Below are 15,146 nucleotides of genomic sequence, written 5' to 3' on the forward strand. Positions count from 1 at the left end.
CTTTTGCTGAGATCCACTTTTTCTCAAAAATCATCTAAAATGTGATCCAAACCCCATAACCTACACAACTTCATATCTCCACATTGTTAGCGTATCAGCCACTATTTCCCTAATTTTTTCATCATCTTCAACTATCATAATTTTAAACATAACAATCTCCTATTCATGAACTGCATCGATAAAGGTTTAAATGTTCTTTAATATCATTATGCTAATTATTCCTAACTCCTGTCATTTGTACAATACATCACTCCAGAATATGGCCCAATTAAAGAACCTTAGAGAGGAGATGCGATACATCCACCTTGGGGTATCCTGCCGTTTGAGAACAAACTCGAAAAATAAGGAGAAGTCATCATCCATTAGAGATTATTCATTTCTACAAAAAACTAATTGTGGACTAACCCAATAGTCGCTTCTCTCTCCTTTTCTACGCAAGAAAAATAACTTGAACAGTAGATATTAATTTTAAGATAAAAAAGTTACCAGCTTGGCCAAAAAATAAGTATAAGAATGTAATAGATTGGATAAACTAATAAAAAAGGAGTGGGAGATTATGGAGACTAAAATTAAAGAAGGAACAAAAGAAATGTGGCGCGAAATTAATGCATGTATAACTCAGAAAATTAATGAAAAACATGATTTATCTTTTCAAAAGAAGAGTAATGATAATTATATGAATCTATATATTCAAACAGCGGTATTACACACCCTATTTGAGCTTTCTGATGAGTTCAGGAAAATCGAACGAAAATATAACGGATTGTGATGCTTCTGGAAAGGTCATGCACTAAGAAATTCAACTTACTAGTGGATTAGGAATACACTCTTCAAGGGAGCCTTTTAATCCTAATCCACGTTTTTTCTTTCTTACATCATTACCGCTCCCTACATTTTTACTAACACCATTACTGCACCATTTGCTTCCCTTCCCTATAAATCCCTCTTTTCATTCCAACTAGAATCCATTTTTTAATCTTACCTTAAAATAAAAGCAAAGATCATTCAAACAAGACAGTATAACCCCCCCACCTTTTCCTATTAACAATTGGTGGGGTTTCTATTTGGCTTGTACATCTACGTCAACCGGTCCCTTTCTTGCAATCACGCCGGATACATTGGCTTCATTCTGTAAAGTAGTTTTTAATAGAAGATTTTCAAGGGAGTTGTTTTTCTAATGGTACGCTGTGTCTAAAACTATTTTTTGTTCTTTTATAAATAACTAAAATCTTGTATATTTGATATAACTTACTGATTTTTGAATCGAATGAAGCTCAGTGAAGCTTTAAATTAACTAAAATTATTGAAAGAATATTTTTGAAAGAGAGCTGAAAGCTGATGTTGTGGTCACCGCTATTCGAAAATGATGTACCTGCAGTTATTCTTCCTTAACGGCAGAAAAATTGCATCTCCGTTAAGGACTGGGAATGTTTAGTTAAAACGGAGGGTACAAAATGAAAAACACTATAATAGGTTCTTTATATTTATCACTCGCTGCTAGCATTTGGGGCGGGATGTATGTTGTGGTAAAAGTTGTGGTAGACGTTGTTCCGCCACTTGAATTAGTATTATTACGATATGTAATTGCGATTTTAGCATTGCTGACAATAGGTTTTATAACAAAACAATCTTGGCGGATTGAAAAACGAGACTGGATTTTGGTTTTCATTATAGGACTTGTTGGAAACACAATTTCCATCGTAACCCAGGAAGTCGGTACACTGCTATCCACTGCACAAATGGGAGCTATCATTACTTCCACAACACCTGCATTTATGGTGATATTTGCACGTATCGTTTTAAAAGAAAAGATCACATTAAAAAAATCGATTTCTGTTATTTTAGCGACACTCGGTGTCGGTATCATTGTCGGAAATGCCCATATCGGTTCATCTTACCAACTTGGGGGCCTATCACTGCTTATTGCTGCGTTAACTTGGGCACTTATGTCTGTTCTAATCAAACGTGTCCCGGGGCAATATTCACAAATTGTTATAACGACCTATGCAGTGCTTGTGGCAATTGTCTTTTTAACACCTGTTACGATCAGTCGATTGGATGAGCTTGATTTTCAAGCAATCATGCATCCATCCATATGGGGCGGCCTATTATATTTGGGCGTTATTTCCACAGCATGTGCCTTTTTACTGTGGAATCGCGGACTGCAAATGCTTACCGCTTCAAGTGGTGGATTATTTTTCTTTTTACAGCCTATAGTCGGTACTTTTTTAGGTTGGTTAATACTAGGTGAACAAATCGGCTTGTCTTTTTGGATCGGCACAATATTAATTTTTATCGGTGTGTTATTAGTCATTCGGGAAGAATAACCCACATTAAAAAGTTTATTAGAGTTATATATTAAATTGTCCCTATAGAATGGCCTCTTTAAAAAAGGCTGCCTATAGGGTTCTTTTTTGTTTTAAAAAGGGGATTGCAGAAAAAGTTGTTTTTTATTTGTAATTCCTCCTTACTCATACCCCTTTATGTGAATAATAAGGTGGAATCCCACTCATCGCCGTACCGTCCCATGTTTTCTTGGTTCTTACGACAAAAAGATGTATTATTATATTTTTTTCAGCCGATTATGTTGAAAAATCCCAAATATACAATCATTACGTAATTATTATTATTATTTTATGTACATTTCGAAAATTTTTTTGTTATCATTAATTCATAATCTTTTGGAAATGAATGCTAAATTTTATAACAAAGGAGGAATCGTTCTTGAAAAATCCATATACGGAATTGACGATTGGGATGATGAGAACGGGGATATTAGGTTTCGGCGGCGGACCATCAGTCATCCCGCTCATCCGCCACGAAGCAGTTTCCCGTTATCACTGGCTCGACGATGATGAATTCGGGGACACTTTGGCGATTGCCAATACACTCCCAGGACCGATTGCCACGAAGATGGCAGCATATCTTGGTTATAAATTAAAAGGCTGGCCGGGAGCCATCGTCAGTGTGGCCGCTCACGTTTTACCTTCATGCATTGCGATGGTTTTCTTGATTGCTTTCATTAATGTTCTAAGTAATTCCAAAATGATCAGTAATATGATTGCTGCTGTAATGCCGGTGGTTGCCGTCATGCTTGGTCAAATGGCTTATGAGTTTGGCGAAAAGGCGGTAAAAGGGTTAGGAAAGGTGCTCGGAACCACCTTTTTTGCGATTTCCTTTTTGCTTCTGCAGGTCATTTCCCTGCATCCAGGTATCGTCATCATGATTTTTCTTATATATGGAGCGTTTCATTTTAAATTAAAGGATAGATTGAAAAACAAAAAGAAGGATAGGAAGGAGGAATCCGCTTAATGGGTCTTATTATCCCAATAGGAGTTGCTGTTTTTCTGGCTTTTTTCATAGCCAATATGCTTGGTTACGGCGGAGGTCCAGCCTCGATTCCGCTAATGTATGATCAAATCGTCACCCGTTATGGCTGGCTTGATAATACCGAATTCTCACAAATGCTTGCGTTAGGAAATTCACTTCCAGGACCGATTGCCACGAAAATAGCCGCATATGTCGGATATGATGTATATGGCTGGCCAGGATTTCTAGCTGCATTGGCAGGCACGATCATCCCTTCAGCCGTGGCTTTGATATATTTATTAAAAATCCTGCGAAAATATAAGCAATCTCCTGTTGTAAAGGGCATGTCACTGCTTGTACAGCCCGTGATTGCGATCATGATGTTATTACTCACCTGGAATATGGCCGCGGATGCGGTCGGATCCATCGGCTACATCCATTCAATCGTCATCGCTGGATTGGCTTTCTTGGCTTTAGGTAAATTCAAGATCCACCCTGCATTCGTAATCATTCTTGCCTTTATGTACGGCGGCTTTATCATCCCCCACACATAATAATAATAAAAAATCCGCCTATTTAGGGGGATTTTTTATTAAAGCTTCATGCCCATCCGGCTTTTATAGCGTTTAATGAGAATTTGGCAATCAACGCTGACAACACCGACGACCGCATACAGCTTCTCATTGAGAAAACGTTCCATCTCTGGATTATCAGTAAAGATTCCGTGCATATGGAGTTTACTCGGACCGGTCATATGATATAAACTCGTTACAGCCGGTTCACTTTCTAATTGCTGCGCGACTGATTCCAGATATTTTGGCTCAACCTCAACGTTAAAAAATGCAGAGACATGGATGCCGACCTTAGCTGGATTTATGACCGCAGTGAACCTCTCAATCACCCCGTTTTCAACAAGATGATTAATTCTCATCTGAACCGCAACTCTGGAAAGCTCCACTTTCTTCGCTAAGTCGGTATACGAAATTCGTGCATCTTCATGTAAAACCGATATGATTTTCTTATCGATTTCATCAACTTTCAAGCTGGGAATCTTAAAGTCCTCTGCCATCCTACGTAACTCCTTTTCGATTTCTTTATTCCATTATCTCAGAGAACACTATCGGATCACAACAATCTTCCTTTTCACTTCTAATATAGGCCGGAAATTTGGGCAGCCCTCATGTTCCCCCTTCTATTTGCATATGAATGTCCATCATATATGTAGCTTTTCAAACTTAAGAAGCAGCATTTCATCCAGCTGAGTGCAGCTGCCAAAAGTGGAATTCGATAGACTCAGCGCCGGACAAATTGACCGCACCGCCGACACCCCCTTGAGTTCCAGACTGCAAGTCCCCCCTCCTATTTCGAAATCAGGAAGGCGGGGGTTTTACAGCCGGTTTAATGCAGGATAAAAGTTTATGAATTTCCAATGAACTCTTCCTCAATCCTTTGTTTGAAAGGTCTTTGCGATATTTTTATATTCCTCATCATTGAGAATGCCCATTTTTTTGAATAATGCGGAATAAGCCATTATTTTTTTCTGCGTACGGTTTGTACAATTCATATGAATCAGCTCCTTTTTTACATAGTATTCATTTACGACAAAATGTTTCCTTAACACAAAATATTTTGAATAGACTAAATAAAAAAACCTAACCATTTTCAATTCAAGTATGAATAATCATCATCCATTTTTTAAATACCCACTTTCAAAAGTGTTATTGAACGGAAAAACCGGTTCCCCCATTACCATATCCAAGACTGAAAAAATGCAGTTTGGGTCCATTAATATATTGTACTTCTTGCAACAAGTCATCATTCGGATTATCGTTGTTTAAGAGATGCGAAGAAATTGAAAATACTGCATACTTTCTTCATACTTTTTCGCTAAACTGACTTTATTCCATAAGAGGGTGAATGCTCATGAAAATCTCCTTTAAGCTCGGACTATCTATATTTGTTTGCATTTTTTTGATGGAAACCGTTTCGATGATTTACTTACATAATAAAGTGATCCATTCCCGTATCAATCAAGAATTGGAATCACTGAAGGCCCGTGGCAATAGTCATCGTGATGTGTTGGAAATCACGTTTTCCGACTCTACCCTTCAGCATATCGGCCTGATGGAATACCATACCGATACAGATGTCGTGATTACGAACACAAGGGGAGATATTCTGATATCTTCCGAGAAGGTAAATGGGGGAATGAAAAAAATCTTGGCAAAAAACATCCCGCAACTATCCCGAAAAGGCCTGGTCATCCAATCAAGATGGAAGGATGAAAGATATATTGCCACAGTTACGCCATTTATCAGTGATAAAGAAAAAAAAGGCTATGTTTATATGTTCAAAGATACTAGGGATGTGGAGGATTTAATTGCACAATTGAATAGGCATTTCCTTTTTGCGACTGCATTGCTCCTTTTCTTCATGCTTATCACCATTTATTTTCTATCAAAAGCTTTGACTAGACCTCTTATTTCGATGAAGGAAGCGACAACCAAGCTCAGCAAAGGGAATTTTTCAGTGGCTGTGCCAGTACGATCTCATGATGAACTCGGGGAGCTTGCCCAATCCATTCAAAGCTTGGCTAATGAATTGAACTATTTAAAGAAGGAACGCAATGAATTTTTGGCAAGTATCTCTCATGAACTGCGCACGCCGCTAACTTATATCAAAGGGTACGCTGATATTGCCCGCCGGAAAGACTTGAATGCTGCCGAACGAACCCGATACTTAGAGATCATCCATGATGAATCCGAACGATTAAACAGATTATTGGACGAACTATTCAATATGGCTAGAATGGATGTAAATACATTCACCATATCTAAAGAAACCGTCCAGCTCTCTTCATTCCTGCAAAACATTCATGAAAAAGTGCTGCCGGCATTTGCAAATGAAAGAATTCAATTGAATCTGGAATGTAAGGATGATTTATTTATAGATTTAGATCCCTCACGGTTTGAGCAAGTCATTCTTAACCTGCTTGATAATGCGCTGAAGTACTCGAACGAATATACAGTCACCACCATCAAAGCCACTGAATGCCTTGGCAGGATTTCCATCTCCATAATCGATCAAGGGGTTGGCATTCCCCCTGAAGATATCCCCCATATCTTTGATCGTTTATATCGTGTCGAGAAATCACGCGCCAGAGATACTGGTGGATTCGGTTTGGGGCTCTCCATCGTCAAGCAATTAGTGGAGATACAAGGAGGAACCATTTCGGTTAAAAGCAACTTGGAGCAAGGAACGTGCTTCACTATCACATTTAAGGAGAAAACAAATGAAGACAATCGTTCTGGTTGATGATGAAAAGAGAATGCTTGATCTATTAGAGCTATACATTATGCCTCACGGATATACTTGCTTGAAGATGAAATCTGGACATGAAGCTTTACAATTCTTAGCGCATAAACATGCGGACCTAGTCCTTCTTGATGTAATGATGCCTGAGATGGATGGGTGGGAAACGTGTGAAAGGATCCGTGCGTTTTCCAACATTCCCATAATCATGCTCACCGCCCGGGATGCTGCACAAGAAATGGTGAAAGGGTTGAAAAAGGGCGCAGACGATTATATTACGAAACCATTTAATGAAGATGTTTTACTTGCCAGAATCGAAGCAGTGACGCGGCGAGTGCATAATCAGGACGATACTATGATATTTAGGGGGCTAAAATTAAATGAATCTGCTTACGAAGCACATTATGATACCAAAACAATCCCATTGACACCAAAAGAGTTCTCACTGTTGTGCTTGTTTTTAAAATCACCAGATCAAGTGTATTCGAGAGACCACCTGCTCTCGACCATATGGGGATTTAAAACGGATACGGAAGACCGGACTATCGATTCCCATATTCGAAATATTAGAGAGAAATTGCGTCATGCCGGTTTTCCAGCAGATCAACACTTGAAAACGGTCTGGGGCATCGGGTATAAATGGAGTTCTGTGGATTGATATGAATTTCATTTCTGAGGCATTACTATCCAGCGGCCCTTTTTCCATTGCGGTAAGTTTAATATTCAATATATTGATTAGCGTGCTTGGTTTTATTCCGAGCGTATTCATCACGGCCGCCAATATTACCGTATTTGGATTTGAAAAGGGATTGATCCTTTCTTACATGGGAGAAATTGTTGGTGCAGTGGTAAGCTTTTGGTTATATCGAAAGGGCTTTCAAACATTCCAACCCAAGTTCATGAAGAACCGGTGGGTCATGAAGCTGCAAAAGTCACAAGGGTTTCATGCATTTTGGATGATCCTGATGCTTAGGCTCCTTCCTTTTATACCATCCGGCGTGATCAACCTTACAGCAGCATTAAGCAAGACGGGAATGATGATTTTCTTCCTCGCCACATCCATCGGAAAACTGCCTGCCCTCCTTGTCGAGGCGTATTCGGTGACACAAGTATTGAAGGCATCGGACGATGTAAGGATTGTTTTGGTACTGTTGATTCTGGCAATCGCAGTCGTTTATTACTTTACTAGAAATAAGAAAAAAGGAATATAGTAAAAATCCTCTCTTTCAAGAATCAGTAACCCTTGGTCTCCAAGGGTTACTGCCAGATCCAGAAGGCGGATGAGGCATGACCCCATTATATCGGGAAAATATATTCGACGAGTTCTTTGATTTATATCACTGTGCCGGGAACGGCTCCGAAGCCTCTTCATTAAAATAGCAAAAGAAGGACACAACGATGGATGGATCGAAATGCTTTCCTTTTTGTTCGTTTATGAAAGATAATGCCCGCTCCACTGACCAGGAATCTTTATACGCCCTTCTGCTGGTCAATGCATCGAATACATCCACAATGGCAACGATTCTAGCTTCCAATGGGATGTCCTCACCTTTCAATCGATGTGGATATCCAGTTCCATCCCACTTTTCATGATGATGGAGGATGATGTTTTCAGCCACTTCCAGGCTGCTGATCACATCATTGTTTATTTCCCTTGAAATCTTATTCAAAATATCGGATCCCATTAACGGATGCATCTCGATGATTTTTCGTTCATAAGGAGATAACGGGCCAGGTTTGTATAATATCCCCTCAGGAATCTCCGCTTTCCCGATATCATGCAGAATACTTGAATGGACGATATGATTCATATAGCTTTCAGATAGTGCCAGCTGGCATCTTCGATTATGAACGGTAACTAGCTCCTCGGTTAGATTTTGAACTCTCAATAAATGCGCTTCAATGCCTGGATCACGGATTTCGCATGAAATGGCGAGTACCTTTAACAATTCCCTTTGAGTCTCTGCCCTTTTCTTTTCCGAAAGGTAGATCCCTTCTTTCAATTGTTCCAGTTCACGGAAAATCCCTACAAAATACCACTGATCCCCAAGATGAATAGGGGTAATCGTAATCGAGGAATGCCAGATCTCACCCGATTTTTTTCGATTGGTGAAAACCCCTGACCAAGGATTCCCCTTCCTTAATTCAATTTTCAGGGTTGTGTATGTACATAAAGGTGTTAACCCTGACTTCAAGAATCCAGCTTTGAACCCAATGATACTCTTCCTTGAATACCCTGTCGTCCTTTCATAATATGGATTAATATCAAGTATGCGATGATCTTGATCCGTAATGATGACGGCATCCCCCAACTTTAAATACCCTGCCAATTCGCATGGCAGCCTCGATTTCCCTTTCAAAATCTATTCCTCCTATAATTTGCTGGATTTCCAATTCCGTTAGGCTAAATGAACTATATTCGAATGATAAGGTATATAATATCATACAAGTTTTATATAAAATAGTTAATATGCATCATTTTGTGAATGAGAGTTAGAATACAAGTTTCTGACTGCAACAGATATCAGTTTTCGCCTTCCCATTAAAAATTTTGCATGTCGAAGGGTAAATGGGTTCATTTCCGCTAATGTTACACTTATATAATGAGAGGATGCCTATACTATCTTCCTGTTTTCTGGAAAAAAGAATGAATTTATTGTGTTTTAATGGGAAATTCCTTTATAATGCGCATTAGATGATTTTTTAGCATTGAATACGAGAGGAGACGGAAATATGAAGAAACTATTGTACCCAATCATCATTGGATTATTGGCAGTTGTTCTGACGGCTTGTGGTTCGAACGATGAAGCTGATAAGAAAAATGACGAGAAAGAGACTAAAACAACTGAGAAAGAAACAGCTAAAGCAACTGAGGAACAGCAAAAACAGATGGAAGAAATGCAGAAGAAACTAGACAAGCAAAAGGTGGACGAAAAGAAAACGGTGGCCATCGTCAATGACGAAAAAATTTCAGGTGCGGAATATAATACCGTGTTGTCTACCACACAAATGCAGATGCAGCAATTCGGCCAAGACCCGACAACCAAGGAGGGTGCCAAACAAACTAAAGAGCAAACCCTTAACTCTTTAGTGGGGCAAACATTGCTTCTTCAAGCAGCTGATAAAAAGGGCTACACAGCTTCCAAGGCCGAAATTGAAAAGCAATATGCCGAAATCAAAAAGCAATATGAGAGTGAAGAGAAGTTCAAGGAAGCATTGAAGCAAGCAGGTATGAACTTGGAAATGCTGAATGCTCAGATCGCAGAGAATATCCCATATACGAAGTACGTTGAAAAAGAGATTAAAGTGGAAGAAGCAACTGATGAAGAAATCCAAAAGTATTATGACCAGGTTGCAGAGCAAGCTAAAACAAGCGGACAGAAGGTACAGAAACTCGAGGAAATGAAGCCGCAAATCAAGGAACAACTAGAGCAGCAAAAGAAACAAGAAAAGCTTGTGAAGCATGTGGAAGAACTTCAGAAAAATGCTAAGGTCGATATTAAGATTTAATGATGAAAAGAGCTGCCAATTTTGGCAGCTCTTTCTTTATGATCTTTTGTCCGCCTGCTACCACCCACGGCGTATCAATTTTATCTATTCACCCGTTTTAGAGAAACGTTCAATTCTTTCTCCTATTTCATCACGAACACGTTGGAAGGTCGCCCATTTTTCTTCATCTGTTCCTTCCGCTTTTGCCGGGTCATCAAAGCCCCAATGTTCACGTATAACATGCGGTGGCATCATGGGACATTTGTCTGCCGCATCGCCACATAATGTAACGACAAAATCGGCATTATTTAAAATGCCAGGGTCAATGATATCGGAAGTTTGATTGGTAATATCCATTCCAACCTCGTTCATCGCTTTAACAGCATTCGGATTCAAGCCATGTGCTTCAATTCCTGCACTTAGCACTTGCCATTCGTCTCCTAGATATTTCTTCCCCCATGCCTCTGCCATTTGGCTTCTGCAAGAGTTCCCTGTACATAAGAAGTAAAGTGTTTTTTTAGCCAAGCTGTTCCTCTCCTTTCTTTGTAAGTAAGTGTTTAATGAATGATTTGCAACCATACATATAAGCCAACTAATGTGATGAACAGTGTTGGGATGGTTAAGATGATTCCCGTTTTAAAATAAGTTCCCCATGAGATTTTCACGCCTTTTAATGAGAGGACATGCAGCCACAATAACGTAGCCAAAGATCCGATCGGAGTGATTTTCGGGCCCAGGTCCGAACCGATGACATTTGCAAAAATAAGGGCCTCCCTGATTGCCCCCGTTGTATGGGTGTCGGATATGGCAAGGGCGTCAATCATGACGGTTGGCAGGTTATTCATAAGTGATGACAGAATGGCAGCGATGAAGCCCATCCCAATCGTTGCGGCAAATAATCCTTGATCGGCGATAACTTGGATCAAATCCGTTAATACGTTCGTCAAGCCAACATTTCTTAGACTGTACACCACTACATACATCCCAATTGAGAAAAAGACGATTGCCCATGGTGCGCCTTTGATAACGGTTTTCGTGTTGACCGCTGGACTTCTTCTAGCCATCAAGAGGAAGAAAATAGCGACAATGACTGCAATGATGGATACAGGAATGTTGAAAAATTCACTGATAAAATAGCCAACCAGCAGAACACCTAAAACAATCCCAGACAGGCGAAACATTTTCACATCACGAATGGCATCGACTGGCTTCTTCAATTGAGCCATATCATAATTCTTCGGAATGCTCTTTCTGAAGTACAAATATAATACCAGGATGCTTGCTGCTAATGAAATCAGGTTGGGAACGATCATTCTAGAGGCAAACTCAATAAACCCGATATCAAAAAAGTCAGCAGAAACAATGTTGACCAGATTACTTACCACAAGCGGTAAGGATGTAGTGTCGGCAATAAACCCACTCGCGATGATAAATGGGAAGATCATTCTCTCTTCCAACTTCAAGTTTCGAACCATCGCCAATACAATCGGAGTTAAGATGAGAGCTGCTCCGTCATTTGCGAAGAAAGCCGCGACTATGGCTCCGAGAATGCTCACATACACAAACATCCTTACTCCATTTCCCTTGGCCGCTCTAGCCATATGTAAAGCTGCCCATTCAAAGAAACCAATTTCATCTAAAATCAAAGAAATAATGATAATAGCAATGAACGCCAACGTCGCATTCCATACAATACCCGTAACGGCAATTACATCGTTAAAGTCAACCACCCCAACGAGTAAGGCAAGTACGGCACCCCCGCATGCTGACCATCCGATTGACAATCCCTTCGGCTGCCAGATGACGAGAATGAGTGTTAATAAAAAGATGATAACTGCCAAAATAACCGATCCCACTGAAGTTGTACCTCCTAGTTAGTCACAACAAATCCGTTTTCCTTGTGCTGTTAATTCTTCTAATTTAAAGTTTTGACTTGGCAAGTCCTTAATGACCGTTTGAATAAATGAGTAATGGGAAGAAGACGGATTTAATGAGTAAAATATCCATTGTCCCCTTCTCACTTCATTCACAATTCCGCTATCTTTCAACTTTCGTAAATGCTGGCTGATAGCAGGTTGGCTCATATCAAACAGGTCTACAAATTCACAGACACAGCATTCATGCTCAGACATGATTTTAATCATAGTCAAACGGGTTTTATCACCTAGTAATTTAAGAATGTTTGCAATTGTTTCCAAATCCAACGCTTCATTCATAACTTTTCATCCCTTCTGGCATATAGGAAATAAGTATATGCTTATTTGATTATGCATCATCATTGTATAAGCATATTCTTATTTAATCAATCATTAACTATTCAACAATAAAATTTTTAATTTTAGTCTGCTTAAATTCGGGTGTTGTTGATTTTCTTGATGAACTAACGGGGCAGGAACATTGAATTCAAAGTTCGGGAAATTCTTTTATAAATTGTCTGCACAATTTTTCGTGTCAAAAAATTAAAAAAGAAAAGATATCGCGCTTACTATATATAAATAAGTAAGTATTTTTATGAAATGACCCAATAAGGTTTGTTATTTCAACTCATTTGCCCAATCTTAAATAATCCACTCTCATACAATAAAACCAGATTATTAAAGGGTACAAATGGCTTTATATTATAAGGAGTGAGTATTATGGGTAAGGACTCAAAAAGGGATTTATGTAGTGAATTTGCAAGGATTCTTGACGGTGATGCAAGTTTTATGAACGGAGTATGTCTAGTTCAAAGATTTAGAGACATACCATTTAAAATACTTGGAAGGAGAACTAATTCACCGTTAGTAAACCCTCAATTTTTCACCTTTGAGAATTTAGATAGTAAAGGAAATGCACTAAATCTAGGTGAAACGGTTCTACTTCAAGTCGAGGTAAATCCATTGTTAACGGAATTACGAGAAAGGGATATTATTGTAACAGCGGTTCATAATCACTGGTTATTTGAAAATCCTAGAGCCATGTATATGCATTTTGAATCAATCGAACCTCCACTGGAATTTGCTCGAAAAGTTAGAGAAGCATTCAAAGTTTTAAAAGGCTAATTTAAAAAATAATTTAATCAGGAGCTGGAATCAGCTCCTTTTGTTATGGAACTAACGGGTGCTAGTTCCATATGGCAAAAGAAAACACAATAAGTGGTCCGACTATCCGAAAGTAATTTAATGGTGCATCTCGAAATAAAAAGTATCAAATAAAAAGACCAGCCTGGTTTCAGACTGGTCTTCTATTTTATTTAGGAATTATTTTTCATTTCCAATCTCACTGGAACAGGACTGCGACAGCAAGAACTATCGATTGTTTCAGTTGGAGGAATATCAGAATCGCAGCAACTGGATGCCAGATTCACACTGCAAACTCCTGTTTCAGAAGTTGCAAGCGCACTTCTTTCGCCCCCTCGACATCCCCTGTCAGATAAGCCACCACGGAACGGACTTGTTAGTAGCCTGTTGCCAGTAAGAATGTAGGCGCTCTTTCGTAAATCTTTATGAGCAGAAACAAGAAAACTGCCGAGTGTCCGGCAGTTTTTTCTGCTTTATAAATATTTTCGGTGAATACCTTTTCCATCATAGGAAAACAGGACTTCTTTTCCTTCCATGACTGATTCCATATGCACGGGGCGGCCCCAGAGCTGATAGATATATGGCATGACTTTTTCGAGATATTTCAGATCCAGTTCAATATCTTCATACCAATGTTTTAGATAAAGTTCCCCATTGCGCATGAAGTCCCCATCATTTACTGTGATATAGGGGAATCCGCCGTTAACCCTCATACTGACGAGTTGATCACGAACATGTTCCCATGACTTATCGACGATTTTATAATCCTTGCCCTGCTTTTGGAATAAGTACATATCTTCCCGCATGACCAGATCTTTCGTTAAATAATTGCGGAGAAAGGAAATATCCGATTCGATTTCCCTGACTTCGAACATCTTTTCCCGGCCAGATCCAGGCTTGACGCCCTGCCTGATCATTTCTTCGGTTGGATTATCATAGCGTTCTTCAATATCTTCAAGCACTTTCAAGCCGAGATAATAAGGATTGATGCTGGTCCGTGATGGCTGAACGACGCCTGCGTTCAGTTTCGCAAATTCAATGGCTTCCCCTGAGGATAGATCCAATTCACGGATTATGCGCTGATGCCAGTAGGATGCCCAGCCTTCGTTCATGATTTTCGTTTCCAGCTGCGGCCAGAAATACAGCATCTCTTCCCTGATCATCGTCATGATATCCCGTTGCCAATCGGTTAAATCCCTGCTGTACTGTTCTATGAAAAGCATAATATCCTTTTCAGGCCTTGGCGGGAATTTTTTTCTTTTTTTAATGTTGGATTTCTTCGGTTTATCCTTATTATCAAGGTTCCATAAATCATCGTATTTTGTGGCTGTCGGTTTTATTTCCTCTTCTTCTTCTTCATCCTCCATCGTCCAGGCAAGCTTTGGTCTCATCAGCGACGGATCGATATGTTCTTCAATGGCTAAAAGTGCATCAAGGAAGGTTTCCACTTCCTTTTTGCCATGCAGGATTTCATATTCACGGATTCTTTCTGCCGTTGCCGACATACTTTCTACCATATCTCTCTTAGTATTATTGAATCGTATATTATTCTTAAAGAAATCACAATGCGCCAAAACGTGGGCAACAATCAATTTATTTTGTACAAGTGAATTGGAGTCCAGCAGAAAAGCGTAACAAGGATCAGAGTTAATGACCAGTTCATAGATCTTGCTTAATCCAAAGTCGTACTGCAGCTTCATTTTATGAAATTGCTTCCCAAAGCTCCAATGAGAAAAACGGGTAGGCATCCCATAGGCACCAAATGTATAAATGATTTCTGAAGGGCAAATTTCATAACGCATCGGGTAAAAATCCAACCCGAACCCTGTTGCTATTTCGGTAATTTCACTAATGGCATATTCCAGAGCCTTTTGCTCCGCTTCATTCATCCGATATCCCCCTTGTCTTTCGCCTTTAAACTAATGTATGAAAAAAAGGAGGAAAAATGCCGTGATCATGAGAAAGGTCCTCGATAAC

15 protein-coding genes and 1 pseudogene are annotated in these 15,146 nt (G+C 39.5%); 9 read left to right on the forward strand and 7 right to left on the reverse strand.

The features are described 5' to 3' along the window. Nucleotides 1-556 precede the first annotated feature (556 nt). The 4 genes from MPH60_RS17345 to MPH60_RS17360 all read left to right on the forward strand — a co-directional run bounded on the left by MPH60_RS17345 (nt 557) and on the right by MPH60_RS17360 (nt 3,863). Complete coding sequence (locus MPH60_RS17345; RefSeq protein ID WP_241593606.1) at nt 557-769, forward strand: hypothetical protein; 213 nt, start codon at nt 557-559, stop codon at nt 767-769. 685 nt (nt 770-1,454) lie between these two features. Continuing rightward, complete coding sequence (locus tag MPH60_RS17350; protein WP_241593605.1) at nt 1,455-2,327, forward strand: DMT family transporter; 873 nt, start codon at nt 1,455-1,457, stop codon at nt 2,325-2,327. Nucleotides 2,328-2,724: 397 nt separating this feature from the next. Continuing rightward, a complete protein-coding gene (locus MPH60_RS17355; protein WP_241593604.1) occupies nt 2,725-3,312 on the forward strand; it encodes a chromate transporter in 588 nt (195 codons plus the stop codon). Further along, nucleotides 3,312-3,863 carry a chromate transporter gene (locus MPH60_RS17360; RefSeq protein WP_241593603.1) on the forward strand — a complete coding sequence of 184 codons (552 nt, stop codon included), beginning with the start codon at nt 3,312-3,314 and terminating at the stop codon, nt 3,861-3,863. Before MPH60_RS17355 ends, MPH60_RS17360 begins: the two co-directional genes overlap by 1 nt. Before the next feature lie 38 nt (nt 3,864-3,901). Here MPH60_RS17360 and MPH60_RS17365 read toward each other — a convergent pair whose 3' ends face one another. Further along, nucleotides 3,902-4,378: an Lrp/AsnC family transcriptional regulator gene (locus tag MPH60_RS17365; RefSeq protein ID WP_241593602.1), complete on the reverse strand. Its 477-nt coding sequence runs from the start codon at nt 4,376-4,378 to the stop codon at nt 3,902-3,904. Between the two features lie 854 nt (nt 4,379-5,232). Here MPH60_RS17365 and MPH60_RS17370 point away from each other — a divergent pair. From MPH60_RS17370 to MPH60_RS17380, 3 genes are read left to right on the forward strand one after another with little or no spacing between them, the layout of a single operon-like run. Further along, nucleotides 5,233-6,624: a HAMP domain-containing sensor histidine kinase gene (locus MPH60_RS17370; RefSeq protein ID WP_241593601.1), complete on the forward strand. Its 1,392-nt coding sequence runs from the start codon at nt 5,233-5,235 to the stop codon at nt 6,622-6,624. Further along, the gene (locus tag MPH60_RS17375) at nt 6,602-7,279 is read left to right on the forward strand and encodes a response regulator transcription factor (protein ID WP_241593600.1); all 678 of its coding nucleotides are present in this window, start codon (nt 6,602-6,604) and stop codon (nt 7,277-7,279) included. The genes MPH60_RS17370 and MPH60_RS17375 overlap by 23 nt, the downstream gene beginning before the upstream one ends. A gap of 1 nt (nt 7,280) precedes the next feature. Then, nucleotides 7,281-7,832, forward strand: coding sequence for a TVP38/TMEM64 family protein (locus tag MPH60_RS17380; RefSeq protein ID WP_241593599.1), 552 nt, complete (start codon nt 7,281-7,283; stop codon nt 7,830-7,832). 126 nt (nt 7,833-7,958) lie between these two features. On the opposite strand, the gene MPH60_RS17385 is transcribed toward MPH60_RS17380, so the two are convergent. Then, nucleotides 7,959-8,981, reverse strand: a complete 1,023-nt coding sequence (locus MPH60_RS17385) for an HD domain-containing phosphohydrolase (protein WP_241593598.1) — start codon at nt 8,979-8,981, stop codon at nt 7,959-7,961. 373 nt (nt 8,982-9,354) lie between these two features. Between MPH60_RS17385 and MPH60_RS17390 the strand changes: the two genes are divergently transcribed. Then, the gene (locus MPH60_RS17390) at nt 9,355-10,131 is read left to right on the forward strand and encodes a SurA N-terminal domain-containing protein (RefSeq protein WP_241593597.1); all 777 of its coding nucleotides are present in this window, start codon (nt 9,355-9,357) and stop codon (nt 10,129-10,131) included. A gap of 84 nt (nt 10,132-10,215) precedes the next feature. Here the strand turns inward: MPH60_RS17390 and arsC are convergent, their stop codons facing one another. Genes arsC through MPH60_RS17405 form a run of 3 tightly spaced genes read right to left on the reverse strand, consistent with a single transcriptional unit; the run spans nt 10,216 to nt 12,326 of the window. After that, entirely contained in the window at nt 10,216-10,635 is a 420-nt protein-coding gene (arsC, locus tag MPH60_RS17395) for an arsenate reductase (thioredoxin) (protein WP_241593596.1), read from the reverse strand. A 32-nt stretch (nt 10,636-10,667) separates the two neighbouring features. Next, nucleotides 10,668-11,966, reverse strand: coding sequence for an arsenic transporter (locus MPH60_RS17400; protein WP_241593595.1), 1,299 nt, complete (start codon nt 11,964-11,966; stop codon nt 10,668-10,670). A gap of 18 nt (nt 11,967-11,984) precedes the next feature. Then, on the reverse strand, nt 11,985-12,326 hold the full coding sequence (locus MPH60_RS17405; protein WP_241593594.1) for an ArsR/SmtB family transcription factor: 342 nt from the start codon (nt 12,324-12,326) through the stop codon (nt 11,985-11,987). A gap of 420 nt (nt 12,327-12,746) precedes the next feature. On the opposite strand from MPH60_RS17405, the gene MPH60_RS17410 reads away from it, so the two are divergent. Further along, the gene (locus MPH60_RS17410; protein ID WP_241593592.1) at nt 12,747-13,151 is read left to right on the forward strand and encodes a DUF1259 domain-containing protein; all 405 of its coding nucleotides are present in this window, start codon (nt 12,747-12,749) and stop codon (nt 13,149-13,151) included. Nucleotides 13,152-13,342: 191 nt separating this feature from the next. On the opposite strand, the pseudogene MPH60_RS27920 reads toward MPH60_RS17410, so the two are convergent. Together MPH60_RS27920 and MPH60_RS17415 are read right to left on the reverse strand one after the other, a co-directional pair. Next, nucleotides 13,343-13,593 (reverse strand): annotated as a pseudogene (locus MPH60_RS27920) (flavoprotein); the annotation flags it as partial. 49 nt (nt 13,594-13,642) lie between these two features. Beyond that, entirely contained in the window at nt 13,643-15,058 is a 1,416-nt protein-coding gene (locus MPH60_RS17415) for a SpoVR family protein (protein WP_241593590.1), read from the reverse strand. Nucleotides 15,059-15,146 lie beyond the last annotated feature (88 nt).

The sequence above is a fragment of the Peribacillus sp. Aquil_B1 genome (genome assembly GCF_022603275.1).
In the GTDB taxonomy this organism is placed as follows: domain Bacteria; phylum Bacillota; class Bacilli; order Bacillales; family DSM-1321; genus Peribacillus.